Here is a 19,195-nt window from a genome sequence, read left to right as displayed (position 1 = left end):
ACCCGCGACCGGCCGTCCTGTTGCGTGGGAGGAGGGCGCCGATGAGCGTCGAGGAGGGCCGCCGGCCCGGCACGGGCCGGGTGCTGTTCGTCGGCAACGCCGCCGCGGACCCTCCCGCGGCCGGCGCCCCCGCCACCTGGCGCGGCGGCGCGGGGAGGGTCGCGGCGGGCGTGCTGCGCACCATGCGCCCGCGGCAGTGGACGAAGAACCTGCTCGTGCTGGCCGCGCCGCTGGCCGCGGGCACCGTGCTCGAGCCGGAGGTCCTGGGGCCGACGCTCCTGGCGTTCGTGCTGTTCTGCGGCGCCGCGAGCGGCCTCTACCTGCTCAACGACGTCCGCGACGTGGAGCAGGACCGCCGCCACCCGCACAAGCGGGCGCGGCCGGTGGCGGCCGGCGTCGTCCCGGTGCCGGTCGCGGCCGTCGCCGGGTGCGTGCTGGTCGCGGCGTCGCTGGTGACCGCGGCGTTCCTCGCCCGTCCCGCGCTCACCGCGGTGCTCGCCTGCTACGTCGCGATCTCCACGGCCTACAGCTGGGGCCTCAAGGACCAGCCGGTCATCGACCTCGCCGCCGTCGCCTCGGGGTTCGTGCTGCGCGGCGTGGCCGGCGGCGCGGCGGCCGGGATCGCGCTGTCGCAGTGGTTCATCCTCGTCGCGGCGTTCGGCGCCCTGTTCATGGTGGCGGGCAAGCGCTACGCCGAGCTGGTCGCGCTGGGGGAGCAGGCGGAGACACGCCGGACCCTGCGGTCCTACTCGCCGAGCTACCTGCGCTTCGTGTGGAGCCTGTCCGCGGGGGTCGCCTGCACGACCTACGGCCTGTGGGCCTTCGAGATGCGCGCCGGCGACGGCGTGCCCTGGACGACCGTCTCCGTGGCGCCGTTCGTGCTGGCCCTGCTGCGCTACGCCGTGGACGTCGACCGCGGCAGCACCGGCGCCCCCGAGGAGGTCGTGCTGCGCGACCGGGGACTGCTGCTGCTGGGGCTGGTCTGGGCGGTCACCGTCGGACTCGGCGTCCTGACCGGCTGACCCCCGCCCGGAGGCATGTCGCGGCCGGGCACACAGCTCGCCCCCGCATACTCGGCCCCGTGCCGAGGAGGACCAGCCTGGCCCTGGCGCTGCTGCTCGCCGCCACCGTCCCGGCGTGCGGCTCCCCGGACGGCGGGTCCGCGCCACGGGCCACCGTCCTGCCGGGGACCGCCGAGCAGGGCGCCGGCCCCACGCCGGCGCCGTCGCCCACGCCGTCGCCCACGCCGTCGTCCACGCCGTCGTCCCCGGTGACGGTGTTCCTCGGTGACTCCTACACGGTGGGTGAGGGCGGGCAGGGCTACGTCGAGGAGACCGCCGCGCTGCTGGGCTGGACCGCCGTCCCCCTCGGCGAGTCCGGGACCGGGTACGTGGACGCCTCGACCCGGCCGGGGCAGGCGCCGTTCGGCCGGCGGGTCCCCGCCGTCGCCGCCGCGTCGCCGGACGTCGTCGTGGTCCAGGGCAGCACCAACGACGCCGACGAGTCGCTCGCCGCCGTCGGCGAGGCGGCGCGGGCCCTCTACGTCGACCTGGCGCGCACGGTGCCCGGGGCGCGCGTCGTCGTCCTCGGACCGCTGTCCCCTCCGGAGCTGTCCGCCGACGCCGTGGCCCACCTCCGGGACGTCCTGGCCGAGGCGGCCGCGGACGCGGGGCTGCCCTTCGTCGACCCGGTCGCGGGCGGCTGGCTGGTGCCCTCCGACGGACTGTTCGCCGACGGGCTGCACCCCAACGACGCGGGCTACGCCCAGATGGCCACCCGGCTGGCCGAGGCCCTGCGCGCCGCAGGGCTCTGACCCGCGCTCAGCCGAGCAGGCGGGAGACCGCGGCCAGCCGCGAGTCGCCGGCCATCGAGGCCAGCCACGCCGACCAGCCGGGACGGGCGCGCACGGCCTCCAGCGCGGCCCGCGCCGCCGCGCGGTCGCCCCGCCGGGAGGCGGCCAGCGCCGCGTAGAGGTCGCGGGCGCCCTCGGGGGCGAACAGGGCGAGGGTCTCGTAGTCGCGCTCGTCGTAGGCGCGCTGCAGGTTGCGCAGCATCCGCAGCTGCGCGACCGGGTCGCCGGAGTCGTCGACGCGCAGGTCCATCCGCACGCCGTCGTCCTCCTCGGTGGCCGGCTCCCCGCTGACCACGAGCAGCGCCGCGGACTGCCGGCCGCGCAGGTCCCCGCCCGCGTCCTGGCCCGCGGTCAGGGCCGCGAGCAGCCGGTCGGCGAGGTCGCCGCGGGCGGCCTCGTAGGCCTGCGCCATCGCCGGCAGCACCTCCGGCGAGGTGAGCATGTTGCCCTGCACGCTCCAGCCCCCGCCGAGCAGGTGGCCGCTGACCGGGAAGGAGCCCGGGCCGGTGTCGGCGGCGACCGCGCCGGAGGGGGCGAGCACGGCGAGCTGCCGGTCCTGGTCCTCGGCGGCGGGGGGGGGGGGGGGGGGGGGGGGGGGGGGGGGGGGGGGCGGGGGGGGGGGGGGGGGGGGGGGGGGGGGGGTGGGGGTGGTGGGGGGGGGGGGCGGGCGCCGCCCCGCCCACCAGCACCGACGGCGCCGTCCCCTCGGCGAGCCCGGACAGCAACACGTGCCCGGTCCCGCGGGGGCTGCGCGCCTGCACCGCGACGACGCCCACGCCGGGCCGGGCGCTGGGCACCGCCCGGCCGACGGCGAGGATGCAGGAGGAGACCGCGATGCCCATCTCCCCGGTGACCGGGTCGTGGGCGACGACCGAGAACGTCACCGGGGAGCGGTGCCGCGGTCAGACCGTGGCCGGCAGCGCCATGGTGGGGACGTCGCCCGGCACGGTCAGCGGGGCGCCGGTCCGCTCGACCACCTCGTCGACCGACACACCGGCCGCGACCTCGCGCAGCACGAAGCCCTCCGCCGTGACGTCGACGACGGCGAGGTCGGTGACCACCCGGTCGACGCAGGCCTTGCCGGTGAGGGGCAGCGAGCACTCCTCGACCAGCTTCGGGGACCCGTCGCGGGCCACGTGCTCCATCATGATCACCACGCGCTTGGCGCCGTGGACCAGGTCCATCGCGCCGCCCATGCCGTTGACCATCTTCCCGGGGATCAGCCAGTTGGCGAGGTCGCCGCGGGGGTTGACCTGCATGGCGCCGAGGATGGCCAGGTCGAGGTGCTTGCCGCGGATCATCGCGAAGCTGGTCGCGGAGTCGAAGAAGCTCGCGCCCGGCAGGATCGTGACGGTCTCCTTGCCGGCGTTGATCAGGTCGGGGTCCTCGTCGCCGTCGAACGGGTACGGGCCGACGCCGAGGATGCCGTTCTCCGAGTGCAGCACCACGTGCACGCCGTCGGGGACGAAGTTGGGCACCAGGGTGGGCATGCCGATGCCCAGGTTGACGTAGGCGCCGTCCTCGAGCTCGAGCGCCACCCGGGCGGCGAGCTGGTCGCGGGTCAGGGTCACTGGGCCTCCTCCGTGGCTTCCTCACCGGCAGCGGCCAGCGGGGCGGCCGACGGGCGGGGGCGGGTGGTGCGCTTCTCGATCTTCTTGCCCTCGGGCCCGACGACGACCACCCGGTCGACGAAGACCCCGGGCAGGTGCACGTGCTCCGGGCGGATCTCGCCGGGCTCGACGAGCTCCTCGACCTCGGCGATCGTGACCCGCCCGGCCATGCCGGCCAGCGGGTTGAAGTTCATCGCCGACTCGTGGAAGACGAGGTTGCCGTGCCGGTCGCCGACCGCGGCCCGGACGAGGGCGTAGTCGGCGGTCAGGGCGGTCTCCAGCACGTACTCGACGCCGTCGAAGACCCGGGTCTCCTTCGGCGCGCTGGTCTCGACGACGTTCCCGTCGGCGTCGTAGCGCACCGGGATGCCGCCGTCGGCGACCATCGTGCCCACGCCGGTGGGGGTGTAGAAGGCGGGGATGCCGGCGCCGCCGGCGCGCAGCCGCTCGGCCAGCGTGCCCTGCGGGGTGAGCTCGACCTCCAGCTCACCGGACAGGTACAGCCGGGCGAGCTCCTTGTTGCCGCCGACGAACGAGCTGATCGTGCGGCGGATCCGGCCGGCGTAGAGCAGCACGCCCAGGGCCTGGTCGTCGACGCCGCAGTTGTTGGAGATCGTCGTCAGGTCCCTCGTGCCCCGCTCGAGCAGCGCGTCGATCAGCGCGACCGGCACCCCGCAGAGCCCGAACCCGCCGACGGCGAGCGTCGCACCGTCACCGACGTCGGACACCGCCTCCCCGGCGCTGGCCACGACCTTGTCCATGCGGGGCACTCCCTCTCGTCCGGTGCTGTGGCGGCCACCCGGGGCCCGGTCCGAACCTATAGCGCGCCCCGCCCGGCGGTCCGTCCGGTCCGGGACCGGTACCCGCGCGGGCGGGATCCCCGTCAGGGGGCGGCGGGGTCCGCCGTGCAGGCGGCCTCGTCGTCGCCGTCCAGGACCGACTCGTCGACGGCGTAGACGCTCGCGTCCCCGTTGCGGAAGACGAGGTCGACCTCGTCCACGTCGTCGAGCCCGGCGAAGCCCGGTGCGGCGTCGAAGAGCGGCGTGTCGACCCAGCCGAACGGCGCGGCCGCCGCCCACACCGGCGGGGAGGTCCGCGAGACGAGGAGGTGGGTGATGTCGTACCGCTGCACCAGGCAGCGCACCTTCGGGTCGGTGGCGATCCGGTCGAAGTGCTCCATCAGGTAGATGCCGTAGCGGGACTCGGCCACCCCGAGGGGGAACACGTTCACCACCGGGATGCCCTCGTAGACGTAGAGGTAGGTGCTCCCGTCGTTGCCGTTGTTGAGCACCCGGCCGACGTCGTCCTGGTCGCCCAGCCAGTCGAAGGCGGCCCGGTCGTCGGCGCTGACGCGGACGAAGCCGGGCTCGCCGTACCGGGCGGCGACCGCCTCGGTGTTGCGGTCCCGGTAGGACAGGCCCGCGGTCAGCAGGAACACCAGGGCGAGCGCCGCGGCCACGACGGGCCCGGCCGCCTGCAGCACCCGCGCGCGCCGGGACCCGGCGTCCCCGCGCCCCGGGCGGGCGGCGAGCTCCGCGGCGCCACCGAGGAGAGCGGCGAGGCCGGCGCCGGCCACGGCCGGTGCGAGGACCCAGCTCAGGTCCACCAGGCGGGTCAGGCTGTTGTAGAAGAAGCCGGCGACCTGCGCGACGACCGGCGCCCCGGAGAGCCCGGCGTTGAACGCGATCGCCAGCAGCGCCCAGGCCGCCCACGCGGCGAGCAGCGGCAGCAGCCGCAGGCGCGTCAGGCAGCCGAGCGCCCCGACGGCGAACAGCACCGCGAAGGCCGCGTGGTACAGCGTCTGGCCGGGGTCGAAGAAGCCGGAGTAGGTGAACCGCAGCAGGCGGAGGGCGACGTCGAGGAACGGCTCGGTGGCCGGCCGCTCCGGGTAGCTGCTCACCTGGTCGCCGACCCGGGAGCTGGCCAGCAGCCACGGGACGAGCAGGACCACCGTCGCCCCGCCCGTGGCGAGCAGGACCCGCCACCGCTCGGCGACCCACCGCCGGACCGGCGAGCGGGGAAGCGCCACGGCGCCGGCCACGGCCGTCGTCCCCGCGACGAACACGGCCATCGACGGGTGCACGGCGAAGACGGCCAGCACGACGACCGGCGTCACCAGCACGTCGGCGCCGAGCCGGCGGGGCAGCCGGAGCAGGCAGCAGGCCACCACCGGCGCCAGCGCCAGGCCCGCGGCGTAGCCCAGGATGCCGCCGTCGAGGGCGAGCTGGAACGAGGGCCGGTACAGCACCGAGGCGAACAGCGCGGCCAGCGCCCCGGCCACGAGGCCGTCGCGCCGGCCGGCCACCGCGACGACGGCGGCGAACAGGGTCACCGGCGCGGCGACGCCGAGGACGAGCACCGTCGCGGCGTTGAAGCCCACCACCGGGTCGGGCGCGACGTCGCTCACCAGCCCGGCGAACGTGTGCAGGCCGCCGGGGTAGAAGCGGGCGTTCTCCCCGGTGGCGAGGTCCAGCGGCATGAGCTCGAAGGGGGAGGCCTCCCCGGTGCGGGCGACGTAGGCCGCCATCAGCAGGTGCTGCACCATGTCGTGCTCCTGCGACGGCGTGGACAGCCCGTGGAAACCGCGCAGCCACGTCGTCGAGGCCAGCCAGCAGCCGGTCCCGACGGCGGCGACGGCGAGTCCGGCCGCCCACGGCCGGGTGCGGACCCGGTCCACGGCCGACCCCAGGACCCCCCGGACGACCCCGTCCGCACCGGCGCGCACCTCGAGGACCACCCCGGCCACGGCCAGGACGGCCAGGAGCGCCGCACCTGCCGTCCAGACCGGTGCCCCGACCGGTGCGCCGAGGAGGGCGGCCACCTGCAGCAGGCCGAGCGTGACCGCCGGCGCCGCTCCCACCCACAGCACCAGGGAGCGCACCCGGCAGACGGCCAGGAACAGCAGCCCCGGCAGGTACAGCAGCGCCAGGCCCGCGAGGAGGACCCCGGTGTCGCTCACCGGACGGCCCGGGCGTGGGGGACGGGACGGGGGCTCACGGGGCGGCGGGGTCGGCGGAGCAGGCCCGCTGGTCGTCGCCCTCGAGGACGGCCCGGTCGACGGCGTACACGCTGGCGTCCGCGTTGCGGTGCACGAGGCGGACGTCGTCCGCCTGGTCGAGGCCGTCGAGGCCGGGGGCGAAGTCGAAGGTCGGCCCGTCCACCCAGCCGAAGGGTGCGGCGGCCGCACCGATCCGGGGCGAGGTCAGCGACACGAACACGTGGGTGATGCCGTACCGCTGCACCAGGCACCGGACCTTGGGGTCGGTGTCGATCCGGTCGAAGTGCTCCATCAGGTAGATGCCGTAGCGCGCCTCGGCGACACCCACCGGGTAGACGTTGACCACGGGGATGCCCTCGTAGACGTAGAGATAGGTGGAACCGTCGTTCCCGTTGTTCATGACGGTACCGACCCCGTCCTGCCGGGCCAGCCAGGCGAAGGCCTCGCGGTCCTCGGCGCTGACCCGGACGAAGTCCGGCGTCGACGCGCGGCCCGCCACCGACTGGGTGTTCACCACCCGGTAGTCGAGGGCCGAGACGAGCACGAAGGTCACCCCGACGGCGATCGCGACGAGGGGCACGAGGACCTCGGGCAGCCGCCGGCCGGACGCCGTCGCGCCACCGCCGGTGGCCCCGGCGGTGGTGTCGGCGGTGGCCTCGGGGGTGGCCTGGCGCCGGGGGCGCCACCCGGCGAGGTCGGCGAGGCGTGCGGCGAGCCCCGCGATCCCCGCCCCCGCGACGGCGGCCGCCAGGACGTAGGTCGTGTTCGTCAGCCGCGCGGTGCTGTTGTAGAACAGCCCGCCGATCTGCTCGAGGACGGGGGCGTCGTCGAGCCCGGTGGTGAAGCCGATCGCGATGGCCAGCCAGGCGAGCCAGGCCGCGGCCAGCGGCAGCAGCCGGCGCTGCGTCAGGCAGCCGAGCAGGCCGATCAGCGCGAGGACGGCGAAGGCGGTCTGGTGGTGGGTCTGCGTGGGGTCGAGGAAGCCGCCGTAGCGCGCCCCGACGACCCGCTCGACCGCGTCCGGGAAGCGCTCGAGCGGCGGCACCTCGGGGTAGTCGGTGACCTGGCCGCCGACGCGCAGGCTGGCCAGGAGCCACGGGGTGACGAGCACGGCGCTGAGGACGGCGGTCGCCAGCAGGGCCCACCGGGTGTCGCCGATCCAGCGGCGCACGCGGGCGTCGGTCAGGGCGGCGACACCGCCGGCCACCAGGGCGATGACGACGATGACGGCGATCGAGGGGTGGATCGCGTAGAGCCCGAGGGCCACCACCGCGGTGACGACCGGCAGGCCGCGGCCCCCGCTGCGCAGCCCGAGCAGGCAGACGACCGCGGCCGGCGCGAGGGCCAGGCCCACGCCGAACGCGAAGATCCCCGCGTCGTGGGCGAGCTGGAACTGCGGCCGGTAGAGGACCGAACTGGTCAGCGCGGCCAGCGCCCCCGCGGGCACCCCGTACCGCCGGCCGGCGACGGCGGCGACGGCCGCGGCGAGGGTCAGCGGCGCGGCGACGCCGAGCAGCAGCACCACCGCGGCGTTGAACGCGACGACCGGGTCGGGCGCCGGGCCGGCCAGCAGCCCGGCGAACGTGTGCAGACCGGCCGGGTAGAAGCGCACGTTGCCGCCCGTGGCGAGGTCCAGGGGCATGACGTCGAAGGGCGAGGCGTCCCCGGTCCGCGCGACGAAGGCGGTCAGCAGCAGGTGCTGGACGGGGTCGTGCTCCTGCAGGGGCGTGGCCAGCCCCGCCAGCCCGCGCAGCCAGCTGGTGGTCGCCAGCCAGCACGCGGTGGCGACGCCGAGGACGCCGGCGAGGACCGTCAGCGGCCGGGAGGTGACCGTGCCGAGGGCCGACCGCACGACGTCCGGGACGACGCCGGAGCGGCGGGCCCGGACCTCGAGCACGACCGCGGCCACGGCGAGCGCGGCCACCACCGCCGTGGCCGCGGACCACAGCCGGACGCCGACGACGGGGCCGGCCAGGGCGGCGAGCTGGTACACGCCGAGGGTCGCGGCGGGAGCGGCCCCGAGCCACACCTTCAGCGACCGGACCCGGCACACCACGAACAGCAGCGCGCCGGGCAGGTAGAGCAGCAGCAGGCCGACCGCCAGGACCGCACGGTCACTCACGTCGTACTCCAGGGTGGCGGGGGGAACGGGTGGGCGAGCGGTGCGGGGGAGTGCGGCACGCTCACGCCCCGGTGCCGAGCAGCCGGACCCCGTCGACCCGGCGGCCGAGGCTCGCCGTCACCCGCTCCTCGGCGGCGCGCCGGGGGAGGGTGCCCTCGTCGGGGTGGCGGACGAGCACCAGGGAGGCGCCCGCGGCCAGCGGCGCGAGCAGCCAGGCCACCGGGCCGGCCTCCGCCGCGGTCGCGTCGTCGACGAGGACCCGGTCGCCGGCGACCAGGCCGAGCCGCTCGGCGAGTCCCCGGGCGGTGCCGACGAGGTCCCCGAGGGTCAGTGTCAGGCCGCCGGCCAGGAGCCCGGGACCGGACGGCTCCGGCGGCGTGTACGGGGCGAAGACGTCGCCGTGCGCGCGCACCTCGAGGGCGAAGTCGCGCGCCGGCCCCGCGTAGCCGGCCATGCCCAGGCCCAGTGGGTGCAGCGACAGGCCCAGCAGGTCGGGCAGGTCCTGCTCCTCGAGCGGGGCCAGCCGGTCCTGGGCGGCGAGGACGACGTCGGCGGCGTCCAGGGCGCCGTCGTCCTCGACGGCGGTGTCGAGCACCGCGGCGCCGCAGCTCCACACGGCCAGCAGCACGGCGGCGGTCTGCCAGTGCACGGGCAGGGCGACCGCGACGGTGCTGCCCGGCCCGACGTCGAACTCGTCCTGCAGCAGGTTGGCCGTCTTCGCCACCCAGTTGGCCAGGGTGGCCGCCGACAGCTCCACCCGCTCGCCGGTGGCGTCGTCGTACGCCGTGACGAGGGGGGCGGCGGCGTCGCGGCGGAGTGCCGCCGCGAGCAGGTCGCCGGGCGTGGCGGGCTGCGGGACCACGGTCAGTTGATACAGGAGGTGTCGGCCGCCGTGCGGGGCGGCTCCGCGGTCCCCGGCGACGACGGCGCGGCGGGGGTGGTCGGCCGGCCGACGCCGTTGAAGTCGCTGCCCAGGACCAGCTGGACGGTGCCCGAGGTGGCGTCGTCGGCGACCTCGGTGACGGCGCCGGGGACCTGCGCGGCGAGCGTGGCGGCCAGCGCCTCGTCGCCGGCGGCGTGCCGGATCGTCGTCGTCGCGTAGTCGCTGCTGTCGGCGTTGCCGGTGCTGGTGACCGTGAAGCCGGCCGTCTCGAGCGAGGACGCGGCGTCGGCGGCCAGGCCCGGGGTGCCCGAGCCGTTGTAGACCGCGACCGACACCTCGGCGGGCGCCACGGTGGCAGGCGCCGCCGGGGCCGCCGGGGCGGCGGTCTCGGGCTCGGCGGACAGCTCGGCGAAGAAGTCGTGCAGCTCGTCCTCGTCGGCCAGCCGCAGGATCGAGCGGCCCTCCTCGTCGCGGTCGTCGCCGACGATCGGGATCGTCTGGAACTCGATGTTGCCGGCGGTCACCGACTGCATCTGCTGGGCGAGGTCGAGCAGGTCGAGGTCCTCGTCGATGGTCAGCGACTCCGACGCCGCCTGGATCAGCTCGCGCTGCTTGCCCAGGTCCAGCAGCACGTCCTCGGACAGCATCTTGCGGAGCACGCCGCCGATGAACACCTGCTGGCGGACGATCCGGTCCAGGTCGCCGCGGGGGAGCCCGTGCCGCTGACGGACGAACTCCAGCGCGTCCGCGCCGGCGATGGTCTGCTTCCCGGCGGGGAAGACCGCGCCGGAGAAGGCGGAGTCGTCCACGGCCTCGCAGAGGTTGACCTCCACGCCGCCGACCACGCTGGTGAGGTTGAAGAAGCCGAGCAGGTCGACCTCGGCGTAGTGGTCGATCTGCAGGCCGGTGAGCTGGCTGATGGTCTGCACCAGCAGCTGCGCGCCGCCGGCCTGCCGCTCGGCCTCGGGCGCGGCGTCGTCGACCTCGCCGTACCCGTAGGCGTAGGCGGCGTTGAGCTTGTCCGTCCCGTAGCCGGGGATCTCGACGTAGGAGTCGCGCGGGAACGAGACGAACGACGCGTGCGACCCGTCGGCCGGGACGTGCACCAGGATCATCGTGTCGGTGTTGATCCCGGAGTCCTCGCCGGCGGTGAGCTCGGCGAGCTGCTCGGGGGTGAGGGCGGCGCGGCTGTCGTTGCCGACCAGCAGCAGGTTCATCGCCTCGGGGGCGTCCCCGGTGCCGGAGTTGCCGTCGTCCGGGATGGCGTCGGTGCGGTTGACCGTCGCCTCGGCGACCCGGCCCAGGTACCAGCCCCAGCCGCTCGCACCGAGCAGGACCACCGACAGGACGGCGGCCACGCCGCGGGCGGCCCGGGCCCCCCGGCGGCGGTGCGACGCGCCGGTCCCGCGGTCGGCACGGCGTCCCGCGGTCTCGTCGGCACCCCGCCCGCGGGGGCGCGAGGGACGGCCGGCGCGCGGGTCGAGCCGCGCCGGGATCGGGCGTCCCGGGGCTCCACCCTGCTCGTTGCGGTCTCGGGTCACACGACCGAGGTTAGGTGCGGGTGGAGTGCCCGGTGGCCGTGCGACACGGGGGAACGCTCCGTCCCGGGTCGCGGCTGCCCGTCGCGCACCTGCCGCCCGTCTGGTCGCGCACCACCCCACCCGCACCAGCCGTCACGGGCGGCGGGTCCCGCACGCGCCGGAGCGTGGGCGGCCGCCGTCTGGGATGCTGGGGTCCCCGGTCCCTGCCCGCCGTGGCGCGAGGCGCGCGTGTGGTTGCTGCGCCGGAGGGGGCGGGAACGCGCCGGACGTCCCCGTGTCGGTTCTCCGGTGCGCCTACCTTTGTCCCCCGGAAACCGCCGCACGAAGACAGGAGTCCACCGGTGCGTGCCCACGAGACCCTCCGGACCGCCGAGCCCGGGGCCGCCGCGTCGGCAGCCCACACCGTGGCAGCCCCGATCGCCGGGACGCCGCACACCGCGGCCGCGACCCACGGCGACCCGGCCCCGACGGCCGCGCACGAGGACGTCGAGCTGTCGATCGTCATGCCCTGCCTCAACGAGGCGGAGACGCTCGCCACCTGCGTCCGCAAGGCCCGCGGCTACCTGGAGCGCAGCGGCGTCCGGGGTGAGGTCGTCATCGCCGACAACGGCAGCACCGACGGCTCGCAGGCCATCGCCGAGGCCGAGGGCGCCCGGGTCGTCCCGGTCTCGGAGAAGGGGTACGGCAACGCCCTCATGGGCGGCATCCGCGCCGCCCGCGGCCGCTACGTGGTCATGGGCGACGCCGACGACAGCTACGACTTCTCCGACCTCGGCGCCTTCCTCGAGGAACTGCGCGGCGGCGCGGACCTCGTCATGGGCAACCGCTTCCAGGGCGGCATCGAGGACGGCGCCATGCCGCCGCTGCACCGCTACGTCGGCAACCCGGTCCTGTCGTTCATCGGCCGCCTGTTCTTCAAGGCCCGCGTGGGCGACTTCCACTGCGGCCTGCGCGGGTTCAACCGGCAGCGGCTGCTCGACCTGGACCTGCACACGACCGGCATGGAGTTCGCCAGCGAGGTCGTCGTCCGCTCGGTCCTCGCCGGGCACCGCGTCACCGAGGTCCCGACCACGCTGAGCAAGGACGGGCGCAGCCGGCCCCCGCACCTGCGCAGCTTCCGCGACGGGTGGCGGCACCTGCGCTTCCTGCTGCTGTTCGCGCCCCGGTGGCTGTTCCTCTTCCCCGGCTTCGTGCTCGCCGGCCTCGGCGCCCTCGCGACGCTGGTGCTGCTGGTCACCCCGGTGACGATCGGCTCGGCGACCTTCGACGTCGGCACGCTCGGCTACGCGGCGGCGGCGCTGCTCATCGGCAGCCAGGCCATCGCCTTCTGGCTGCTGACCAAGGTCTACGCCATCGAGGAGGGCTTCCTGCCGCCCGACCCGCGGCTCACCCGGGTGCTGCAGCGCTTCACCCTGGAGGTCGGCCTGGTCGTCGGCGGCCTGCTGTTCCTCGTCGGGCTGGTGGCCGCGGTCGTGTCGATCGTCCGGTGGGGCCAGGCCGACCTCGGTGCGCTCGACTACGGCCAGCAGGTGCGCACGGTGGTCCTGGCGATGGTCGGCTTCATCCTCGGCGCCCAGGTCGTCCTCAACAGCCTGTTCGTCTCCATCCTGGGCCTGCGCCGGAGCAACCGGCCGCGGGTGACCGAGATGGCCTGAGGCCCCCGGGGCCACGGCCTCGCCACTTCGACTCAAGGCACCCTCTCCCTCCTGCCGATGGAGGGAGGGGGTGCCTTCGTCGTGCGGCCCCCGTCCGGTGTCCACCACCTCCCGGGAGGCCGTCCCCGTGCGTCGCTTCGTGGCCTGCTCGCTGCTGACCGTCGCCATGACCGGCACCGTCCTCGTGCTGCCGGTGTACGCGGCCCCCACCCCGGAGGCGGAACCGGTCACCACGTCGGTCGACGAGGTGCCGATGGGGTCGGTGGAGGACCCGGCCCCGCGCACGGAGGTGCAGGAGGGCACGACCGAACCCGTCGCCGGGGTGGCCGAGGACACGCCGACGCTGACCGTGCGCCGCACCGGCGTGGACGAGTTCGCCCTGGTCGGCGTCACGTGGGCCCTCGACCCGGCGGTGACCGACACGCTGGTGCAGGTCCGCGTCCAGGACGCCGACGGGGACTGGGGGGCGTGGACCGAGGTCACCGCCGAGACCGCCGACGCCGACGCCGGCGCGCGCTCCGGGGCCGGGCTGCGCGGCGGGACCAGCCCGCTGTGGACCGGCCCGAGCACCGGCGTCGAGGTGGAGCTGGTGACCCGCGCGGGCGCCGCGCCCACCGACGTGCAGCTGGACCTGGTCGACCCGGGGGAGTCCGAGGCCGACACCGCGCTGACCACGCCCGCCATCCAGGACACCGCCCAGGCCGCCCTGGCGATGCCGCCGGTGTACTCGCGGGCGCAGTGGGGGGCCGACGAGCGCATCCGCACCTGGGCCCCGCGCTACGCCGCCACGGTGAATGCCGCGACGCTGCACCACACCGCGGACTCCAACGACTACACCGCCGACGACGTGCCGGCGATCATGCGGTCGATCTACCGCTACCACACGGTCAGCCTCGGCTGGGGCGACATCGGCTACCACGTCGTCGTGGACAAGTTCGGCCGGCTGTGGGAGGGCCGGTACGGCGGGCTGGCCAGCGCCGTCGTCGCCGCGCACGCGGGCGGCTTCAACACCGGCACCTTCGGCGTCTCGATGCTCGGCAACCACGACACGGTCCCGGTGCCGCAGGCCACGGTCGACGCGGTGGCCGCCGTCGTGGCGTGGAAGTTCTCCCTCTACGGCATCGACCCGCGCGGTCGCACCACGCTCACCTCCGAGGGCGGGGGGACCTCGCGCTACGCCCGCGGCACCTCGGTGACGCTGCCCACCCTGTTCGGGCACCGCGACGTCGGCAGCACCGCCTGCCCCGGCCGCTACGGCTACGCCCGGTTGCCGGAGATCCGCGACGCGGTGGCCGCACGCATGAACGGCGCCCCGACCATCGAGGGCCGCTACGCGTCGGACCCGTCGGTCGCCTGGCTCGGCGCGCGCGTCGGCGCCCAGCAGACCTCCGGCGACGTGACCTGGCAGGTGTTCCAGAACGGCCGCATGTACAGCTCGCCCTCCACCGGGGTGCACGCCGTGCGCAACGCCATCCTCGACCGCTACCTGGCGGCCGGCGGGCCGGCGGCCCTCGGTGCGCCGACCACCGACGAGATGCCCACCGCGGACGGGCGCGGCGCCTACACGCACTTCGCCCGCGGGTCGGTCTTCTGGTCGCCGTCCACCGGCGCGCAGGACGTCCGCAACGCGATCCGGGACCGCTGGGCCGCCCTCGGCTGGGAGCGCGGCGCGCTGGGGTACCCGACGTCGACGGAGCTGCCGACCGCCGACGGCTCCGGCCGCTACCAGCTGTTCCAGGGCGGGCGGGTGTACTGGTCGGCCGCCACGGGCGTGCACGAGGTGGTCAACGCGGTGCTGGGGGTCCACCAGCGGCTCGGCGGCATCTCGGGGCTGGGGTACCCGACGTCGGACGAGCTGCCGACGGCCGGGGGCGTGGGCCGGGTGCAACACTTCCAGACGGGGTCGGTGCTGTGGTCCCCGGCGACCGGGGCGTTCGAGGTGCGCAACGGCATCCGCACCCGCTGGGCGGCGCTCGGCGCGGAGACCGGCGTGCTCGGCTACCCGGTCTCGGGTGAGCTCCCCACCGCCGACGGCGCCGGCCGCTACCAGCTGTTCCAGCGCGGGCGGGTGTACTGGTCGGCCGCCACGGGCGTGCACGATGTGGTCAACGCGGTGCTGGGCGTGCACCAGCGGCTCGGGGCGCTGACGGGGCTGGGGTACCCGACCTCGGACGAGGTGCCCACCGCCGACGGAGTGGGCCGGGTGCAGCACTTCCAGACCGGCTCCGTGGTCTGGTCGCCCCCGACGGGCGCCTTCGAGGTCCGCAACGGGATCCGCGCCCGGTGGACCGCGCTCGGTGCCGAGGCCGGTGTCCTCGGCTACCCGACGTCGGGTGAGCTCCCCACCGCCGACGGCGCCGGCCGGTACCAGGTCTTCCAGGGCGGGCGGGTGTACTGGTCGGCCGCCACCGGCGTGCACGAGGTCGTGAACGCGGTGCTGGGCGTGCACCAGGGCCTCGGCGCGCTGGCCGGACTCGGGTACCCGACCTCGGACGAGGTGCCCACCGCCGACGGGGTGGGCCGGGTGCAGCACTTCCAGACCGGGTCGGTGCTGTGGTCCCCGGCGACCGGGGCGTTCGAGGTGCGCAACGGCATCCGCGCCCGCTGGGCGGCGCTCGGCGCCGAGGCCGGCGTCCTGGGCTACCCGGTGACGGGGGAGCTGCCGACCGCCGACGGCGCCGGGCGCTACCAGCTGTTCCAGCGCGGCGCGGTCTTCTGGTCGCGGGCGACGGGCACGCACGAGGTCCTCGGCGGCATCTGGGCCACCTACCGGCAGATGGGCGCGGAGACCTCGCCGCTCGGCCTGCCGACGTCGGGGGAGACCGCGGTCACCGCCGGCTGGCGCAGCACCTTCGAGCGCGGCTCGATCACGTGGGAGGCCGCCACCGGGCGGGTCACCGTCACCCGCCGGTGAGCCGCAGGGAGCGCCCGTGACGGGCGAGCCGGGTGTGACCAGTCCGCCACACGACCCCCGCGGGTCGCCCGGGCGCCGTCACGGCGGCGGATAGCCTCGTACGCGTGAGTGTGGACATCCTGCTGCCCTACTACGGCGACGTGGCCCTCATGCAGGAGGCCGTCGAGAGCGTGCGCGCCCAGACCGTTCCCGACTGGCGGCTGCTCGTCGTCGACGACGGCACCCCGGTCGAGGGCATCGCCGAGTGGTTCGAGTCGCTGCAGGACGACCGCATCACCTACGAGCGCAACCAGCAGAACCTCGGCGCCAACCTCAACTACCAGAAGGCGCTGGGGCTGGCGACGGCCGACCTGGTCGTGGTCATGGGCGCCGACGACGTCATGCTGCCGAACTACCTCGAGGTCGTCACCCGCGCGATGACCGAGTTCCCCGAGGCCGCGATCGTGCAGCCCGGCGTCGAGGTCATCGACGAGAACGGCCAGGTCTACCTGCCGCTGGTCGACCGCGTGAAGAAGCTCATCAAGCTCGACGGCTCCGGCCGGCGGGTCTACGGCGGCGAGCAGCTGGCCCGCAGCCTGCTGACCGGCAACTGGACCCTGTTCCCGTCGCTGTGCTGGCGCACCGAGGCGGTCCGCCGGCACGGCTTCCGGCCGAACCTGCACGTGGTCCAGGACCTCGCGCTGATCCTCGACATCGTCAAGGACGGCGGCACCATGGTGGTCACCGACGAGGTGTGCTTCCGGTACCGCCGGCACTCGGCCTCGGACAGCTCGGTCAAGGCCATGCGCGGCCCGCGCTTCGACGAGGAGCGCGACTACTTCCAGGGCATGGCCCGCGAGATGGACGAGCTGGGCTGGAAGCGCGCCGCCCGCGCCGCCCGGCTGCACCTGCTCTCCCGGCTGCACGCGGCCACCTACCTGCCGCTGGCGGTGAAGAAGCAGGACCGGGAGGCCGTGCGCGCCCTCACGCGGCACGCTCTCTGAGGGCAGTCCCCCCGACCTCCACCTGCCGAGCTCCTCGGCCGGGTGGTATCGCGAGCCCCAGGCGGGGCTCCGCACGAAGGTAGCGTGGATCGACGTGGCAATCGCACAACCGGCCGGCCGGACCTGGTCCGCGGCCGTCGCGGACCTCCGGCGCGGCTGGGAGCAGCGGACGCTGTGGGGGCACCTGGGCTGGCAGGACATCCGCCAGCGCTACCGGCGCTCGGTCCTCGGCCCGATCTGGATCACCATCAGCATGGCGGTCACGGCCGTCGCGCTGGGCATCCTCTACTCCGGGCTGTTCGACATCGAGCTGGCGCGCTTCCTGCCGCACGTCCTCGTCGGGTTCATCGTCTGGAACTTCATCAGCGGCTGCATCACCGAGGGCTCCGAGGTCTTCATCGCCAACGAGGGGCTGATCAAGCACCTGCCGGCGCCGCTGTCGGTGCACGTCTACCGCCTGGTGTGGCGGCAGACGCTGTTCTTCGCGCACAACATGATCGTCTACCTGGTCATGCTGCTGGTGTACCCGCAGCCGCTGAAGTGGACGGTGGTCTACGCGATCCCGGCCTTCCTGCTGCTGGCCGTCAACGGCGCCTGGGTCGCCCTCGCCGCCGGCGTCATCACCGCACGGTTCCGCGACATCCTGCCGATCACGCAGAGCGTCGTGCAGCTGGCGTTCTTCCTGACCCCGATCGTGTGGATCTACGACGAGCTGGTCAACAGCCCGAACCCCGCGATCGCCGAGCGGGCCCGGCTGGCCGAGTTCAACCCCTTCCTGCACTTCGTGGAGATCATCCGCCGTCCGCTGCTGGGTCAGGACCAGCTGCTGCGGTACTGGGTGGTCGTCCTCGCCATCACGGTGGTCGGGTGGGTGCTCACGATGGTCGTGCTGCGCCGCTACCGGTCCCGCGTCTCCTACTGGGTGTGAACGTGTCCCACAGCATCGACGGTCAGATCGGCATCGTGACCAAGGACGCCTGCGTCGACTTCCCGATCTTCGACGCCAAGAGCCGCTCCCTGAAGAAGACCGTCATGGGCCTGGTCGGCGGCAACATCGACAGCGGCGCCAAGGTGCCGGTCATCGAGGCGCTGCGGGACATCACCGTGACCCTCGAGCACGGCGCCCGCGTGGGTCTCGTCGGCCACAACGGGGCCGGGAAGTCCACGCTCCTGCGGCTGCTGTCGGGCATCTACGAGCCGACCCGCGGCATCGCCGAGGTCCGCGGCCGGGTCGCGCCGGTGTTCGACCTCGGGGTCGGCATGGACCCGGAGATCTCGGGTCTCGAGAACATCATGATCCGCGGCCTGTTCCTCGGGATGTCCCGCAAGCAGATGCAGGACCGCGTCGACGACATCGCCGACTTCACCGAGCTCGGCGACTTCCTGCACATGCCGCTGCGCACCTACTCGACGGGCATGCGGGTGCGGCTGGCCCTCGGTGTGGTCACCAGCATCGACCCCGAGATCCTGCTGCTCGACGAGGGCATCGGCGCGGTCGACGCCGCCTTCCTCGAGAAGTCCAAGCAGCGGCTGGTGTCGCTGGTCGAGCGCTCGGGGCTGCTCGTGTTCGCCTCGCACTCCGACGAGTTCCTCCGCGAGCTGTGCGACACCGCGATCTGGATGGAGCACGGGCAGATCCGTCAGCAGGGCGAGCTCAACGAGGTGCTGCGCGCCTACAAGGGCCTGCCCGCGTGACCGCTCCCGTCCCGGCGCCGGGGGAGTGCGTCGTCGCCGTGGTGGTGACCCGGCACCGGCGCGAGCTGCTCGCCGAGAGCCTGGCCGCGATCGCGGCGCAGACCCGCCGCGTCGACCACGTCGTCGTCGTGGACAACGGGCCGGACGAGTCGGCGGCCGAGGTCGTCGCGGCCAGCGGCCTGCCGGCCACCCACCTGCCCAGCCGGCGCAACCTCGGCGGCGCCGGCGGCTTCGCCTACGGCATGCTGCACGCCCTCGCGACGGGCGCGGACTGGGTCTGGTGCGCCGACGACGACGGCCGGCCCGCCGACGGGACGGTGCTCGCCACGCTCCTGGCGGCCGCGGAGCGGCACGGCCTCGCCGAGGTCAGCCCCCTGGTCACCGACCTGGCCGACCCCGACCGCCTGGCCTTCCCGCTGCGCCGGGGCCTGCGCTGGCGGCGGCACCGCAGCGACTTCGCGGGCCTGGACCTGCTGCCGGGCTACGCCTCCCTGTTCAACGGGGCGCTGTTCCGCGCCGAGGCGCTCGACGTCGTCGGCGTCCCGGACTACCGGCTGTTCTTCCGCGGTGACGAGACCGAGATCCACCGCCGGCTGCTGCGCGCGGGCCTGCCCTTCGGCACCTGCCCGCAGGCGGCCTACCTGCACCCCGAGGGGACGACGGAGTTCGCTCCCATCCTCGGCGGGCGGCTGTCGGCGCAGTACCCGGCGAACGACGTCAAGCGGTACTTCACCTACCGCAACCGCGGCTACCTCATGGCCCAGCCCGGCATGCGCTGGCTGCGGCCGCTGGAGACGGTCCGCTTCGGCTGGTTCTTCCTGGTCTCCCGCCGCGACCGCGCCGGCTGGCGCGAGTGGCGGACGCTGACCCGCGCCGGCCGGCAGGAGCGGCTCACCCGGCCCCGCTGACGGACCTCCCGGCCCCCGGACGCCGAACGGCCCG

General features: G+C 75.1%; 15 protein-coding genes and 1 pseudogene. 8 read left to right on the top strand and 8 right to left on the bottom strand.

What is annotated here, in order from left to right:
- Nucleotides 1–41 precede the first annotated feature (41 nt).
- Entirely contained in the window at nt 42–1,022 is a 981-nt protein-coding gene (locus tag ACI798_RS10205) for a decaprenyl-phosphate phosphoribosyltransferase (protein ID WP_456940913.1), read from the top strand.
- 59 nt (nt 1,023–1,081) lie between these two features.
- Nucleotides 1,082–1,813, top strand: coding sequence for an SGNH/GDSL hydrolase family protein (locus ACI798_RS10200; protein WP_457047861.1), 732 nt, complete (start codon nt 1,082–1,084; stop codon nt 1,811–1,813).
- A gap of 7 nt (nt 1,814–1,820) precedes the next feature.
- Here the strand turns inward: ACI798_RS10200 and ACI798_RS10195 are convergent, their stop codons facing one another.
- The 8 genes and pseudogenes from ACI798_RS10195 to ACI798_RS10160 all read right to left on the bottom strand — a co-directional run bounded on the left by ACI798_RS10195 (nt 1,821) and on the right by ACI798_RS10160 (nt 10,823).
- The gene (locus ACI798_RS10195) at nt 1,821–2,393 is read right to left on the bottom strand and encodes a DUF1028 domain-containing protein (protein ID WP_457047860.1); all 573 of its coding nucleotides are present in this window, start codon (nt 2,391–2,393) and stop codon (nt 1,821–1,823) included.
- A gap of 205 nt (nt 2,394–2,598) precedes the next feature.
- Nucleotides 2,599–2,694 (bottom strand): annotated as a pseudogene (locus ACI798_RS10190) (DUF1028 domain-containing protein); the annotation flags it as partial.
- A gap of 60 nt (nt 2,695–2,754) precedes the next feature.
- Nucleotides 2,755–3,423 (bottom strand): CoA transferase subunit B, encoded by a 669-nt coding sequence (locus ACI798_RS10185; protein WP_457047859.1) that lies wholly within the window; start codon nt 3,421–3,423, stop codon nt 2,755–2,757.
- The gene (locus ACI798_RS10180) at nt 3,420–4,223 is read right to left on the bottom strand and encodes a CoA transferase subunit A (protein WP_456940917.1); all 804 of its coding nucleotides are present in this window, start codon (nt 4,221–4,223) and stop codon (nt 3,420–3,422) included. Before ACI798_RS10180 ends, ACI798_RS10185 begins: the two co-directional genes overlap by 4 nt.
- 122 nt (nt 4,224–4,345) lie before the next feature.
- Nucleotides 4,346–6,421: a DUF6541 family protein gene (locus ACI798_RS10175; RefSeq protein WP_457047858.1), complete on the bottom strand. Its 2,076-nt coding sequence runs from the start codon at nt 6,419–6,421 to the stop codon at nt 4,346–4,348.
- A gap of 34 nt (nt 6,422–6,455) precedes the next feature.
- Entirely contained in the window at nt 6,456–8,582 is a 2,127-nt protein-coding gene (locus tag ACI798_RS10170; RefSeq protein WP_457047857.1) for a DUF6541 family protein, read from the bottom strand.
- 61 nt (nt 8,583–8,643) lie between these two features.
- A complete protein-coding gene (locus tag ACI798_RS10165; protein WP_457047856.1) occupies nt 8,644–9,444 on the bottom strand; it encodes a TIGR03089 family protein in 801 nt (266 codons plus the stop codon).
- Between the two features lie 2 nt (nt 9,445–9,446).
- Nucleotides 9,447–10,823, bottom strand: a complete 1,377-nt coding sequence (locus ACI798_RS10160) for an LCP family protein (protein ID WP_457047855.1) — start codon at nt 10,821–10,823, stop codon at nt 9,447–9,449.
- A 587-nt stretch (nt 10,824–11,410) separates the two neighbouring features.
- Here ACI798_RS10160 and ACI798_RS10155 point away from each other — a divergent pair.
- The 6 genes from ACI798_RS10155 to glfT1 all read left to right on the top strand — a co-directional run bounded on the left by ACI798_RS10155 (nt 11,411) and on the right by glfT1 (nt 19,161).
- The gene (locus ACI798_RS10155) at nt 11,411–12,661 is read left to right on the top strand and encodes a glycosyltransferase family 2 protein (RefSeq protein ID WP_457047854.1); all 1,251 of its coding nucleotides are present in this window, start codon (nt 11,411–11,413) and stop codon (nt 12,659–12,661) included.
- 127 nt (nt 12,662–12,788) lie between these two features.
- Nucleotides 12,789–15,575 (top strand): N-acetylmuramoyl-L-alanine amidase, encoded by a 2,787-nt coding sequence (locus tag ACI798_RS10150; RefSeq protein ID WP_457047853.1) that lies wholly within the window; start codon nt 12,789–12,791, stop codon nt 15,573–15,575.
- A gap of 104 nt (nt 15,576–15,679) precedes the next feature.
- Nucleotides 15,680–16,558 (top strand): glycosyltransferase family 2 protein, encoded by an 879-nt coding sequence (locus ACI798_RS10145; protein WP_456940924.1) that lies wholly within the window; start codon nt 15,680–15,682, stop codon nt 16,556–16,558.
- A 94-nt stretch (nt 16,559–16,652) separates the two neighbouring features.
- Complete coding sequence (wzm, locus tag ACI798_RS10140; protein ID WP_456940925.1) at nt 16,653–17,486, top strand: galactan export ABC transporter permease subunit Wzm/RfbD; 834 nt, start codon at nt 16,653–16,655, stop codon at nt 17,484–17,486.
- A 2-nt stretch (nt 17,487–17,488) separates the two neighbouring features.
- Nucleotides 17,489–18,253 (top strand): galactan export ABC transporter ATP-binding subunit Wzt/RfbE, encoded by a 765-nt coding sequence (wzt, locus tag ACI798_RS10135; RefSeq protein ID WP_456940926.1) that lies wholly within the window; start codon nt 17,489–17,491, stop codon nt 18,251–18,253.
- Nucleotides 18,250–19,161: a galactofuranosyltransferase GlfT1 gene (gene glfT1 / locus ACI798_RS10130; RefSeq protein ID WP_457047852.1), complete on the top strand. Its 912-nt coding sequence runs from the start codon at nt 18,250–18,252 to the stop codon at nt 19,159–19,161. The genes wzt and glfT1 overlap by 4 nt, the downstream gene beginning before the upstream one ends.
- Nucleotides 19,162–19,195: the final 34 nt, after the last annotated feature.

It is taken from the genome of Geodermatophilus sp. SYSU D01045 (assembly GCF_054050295.1).
This window is presented reverse-complemented; position numbering and strand designations above follow the sequence as displayed.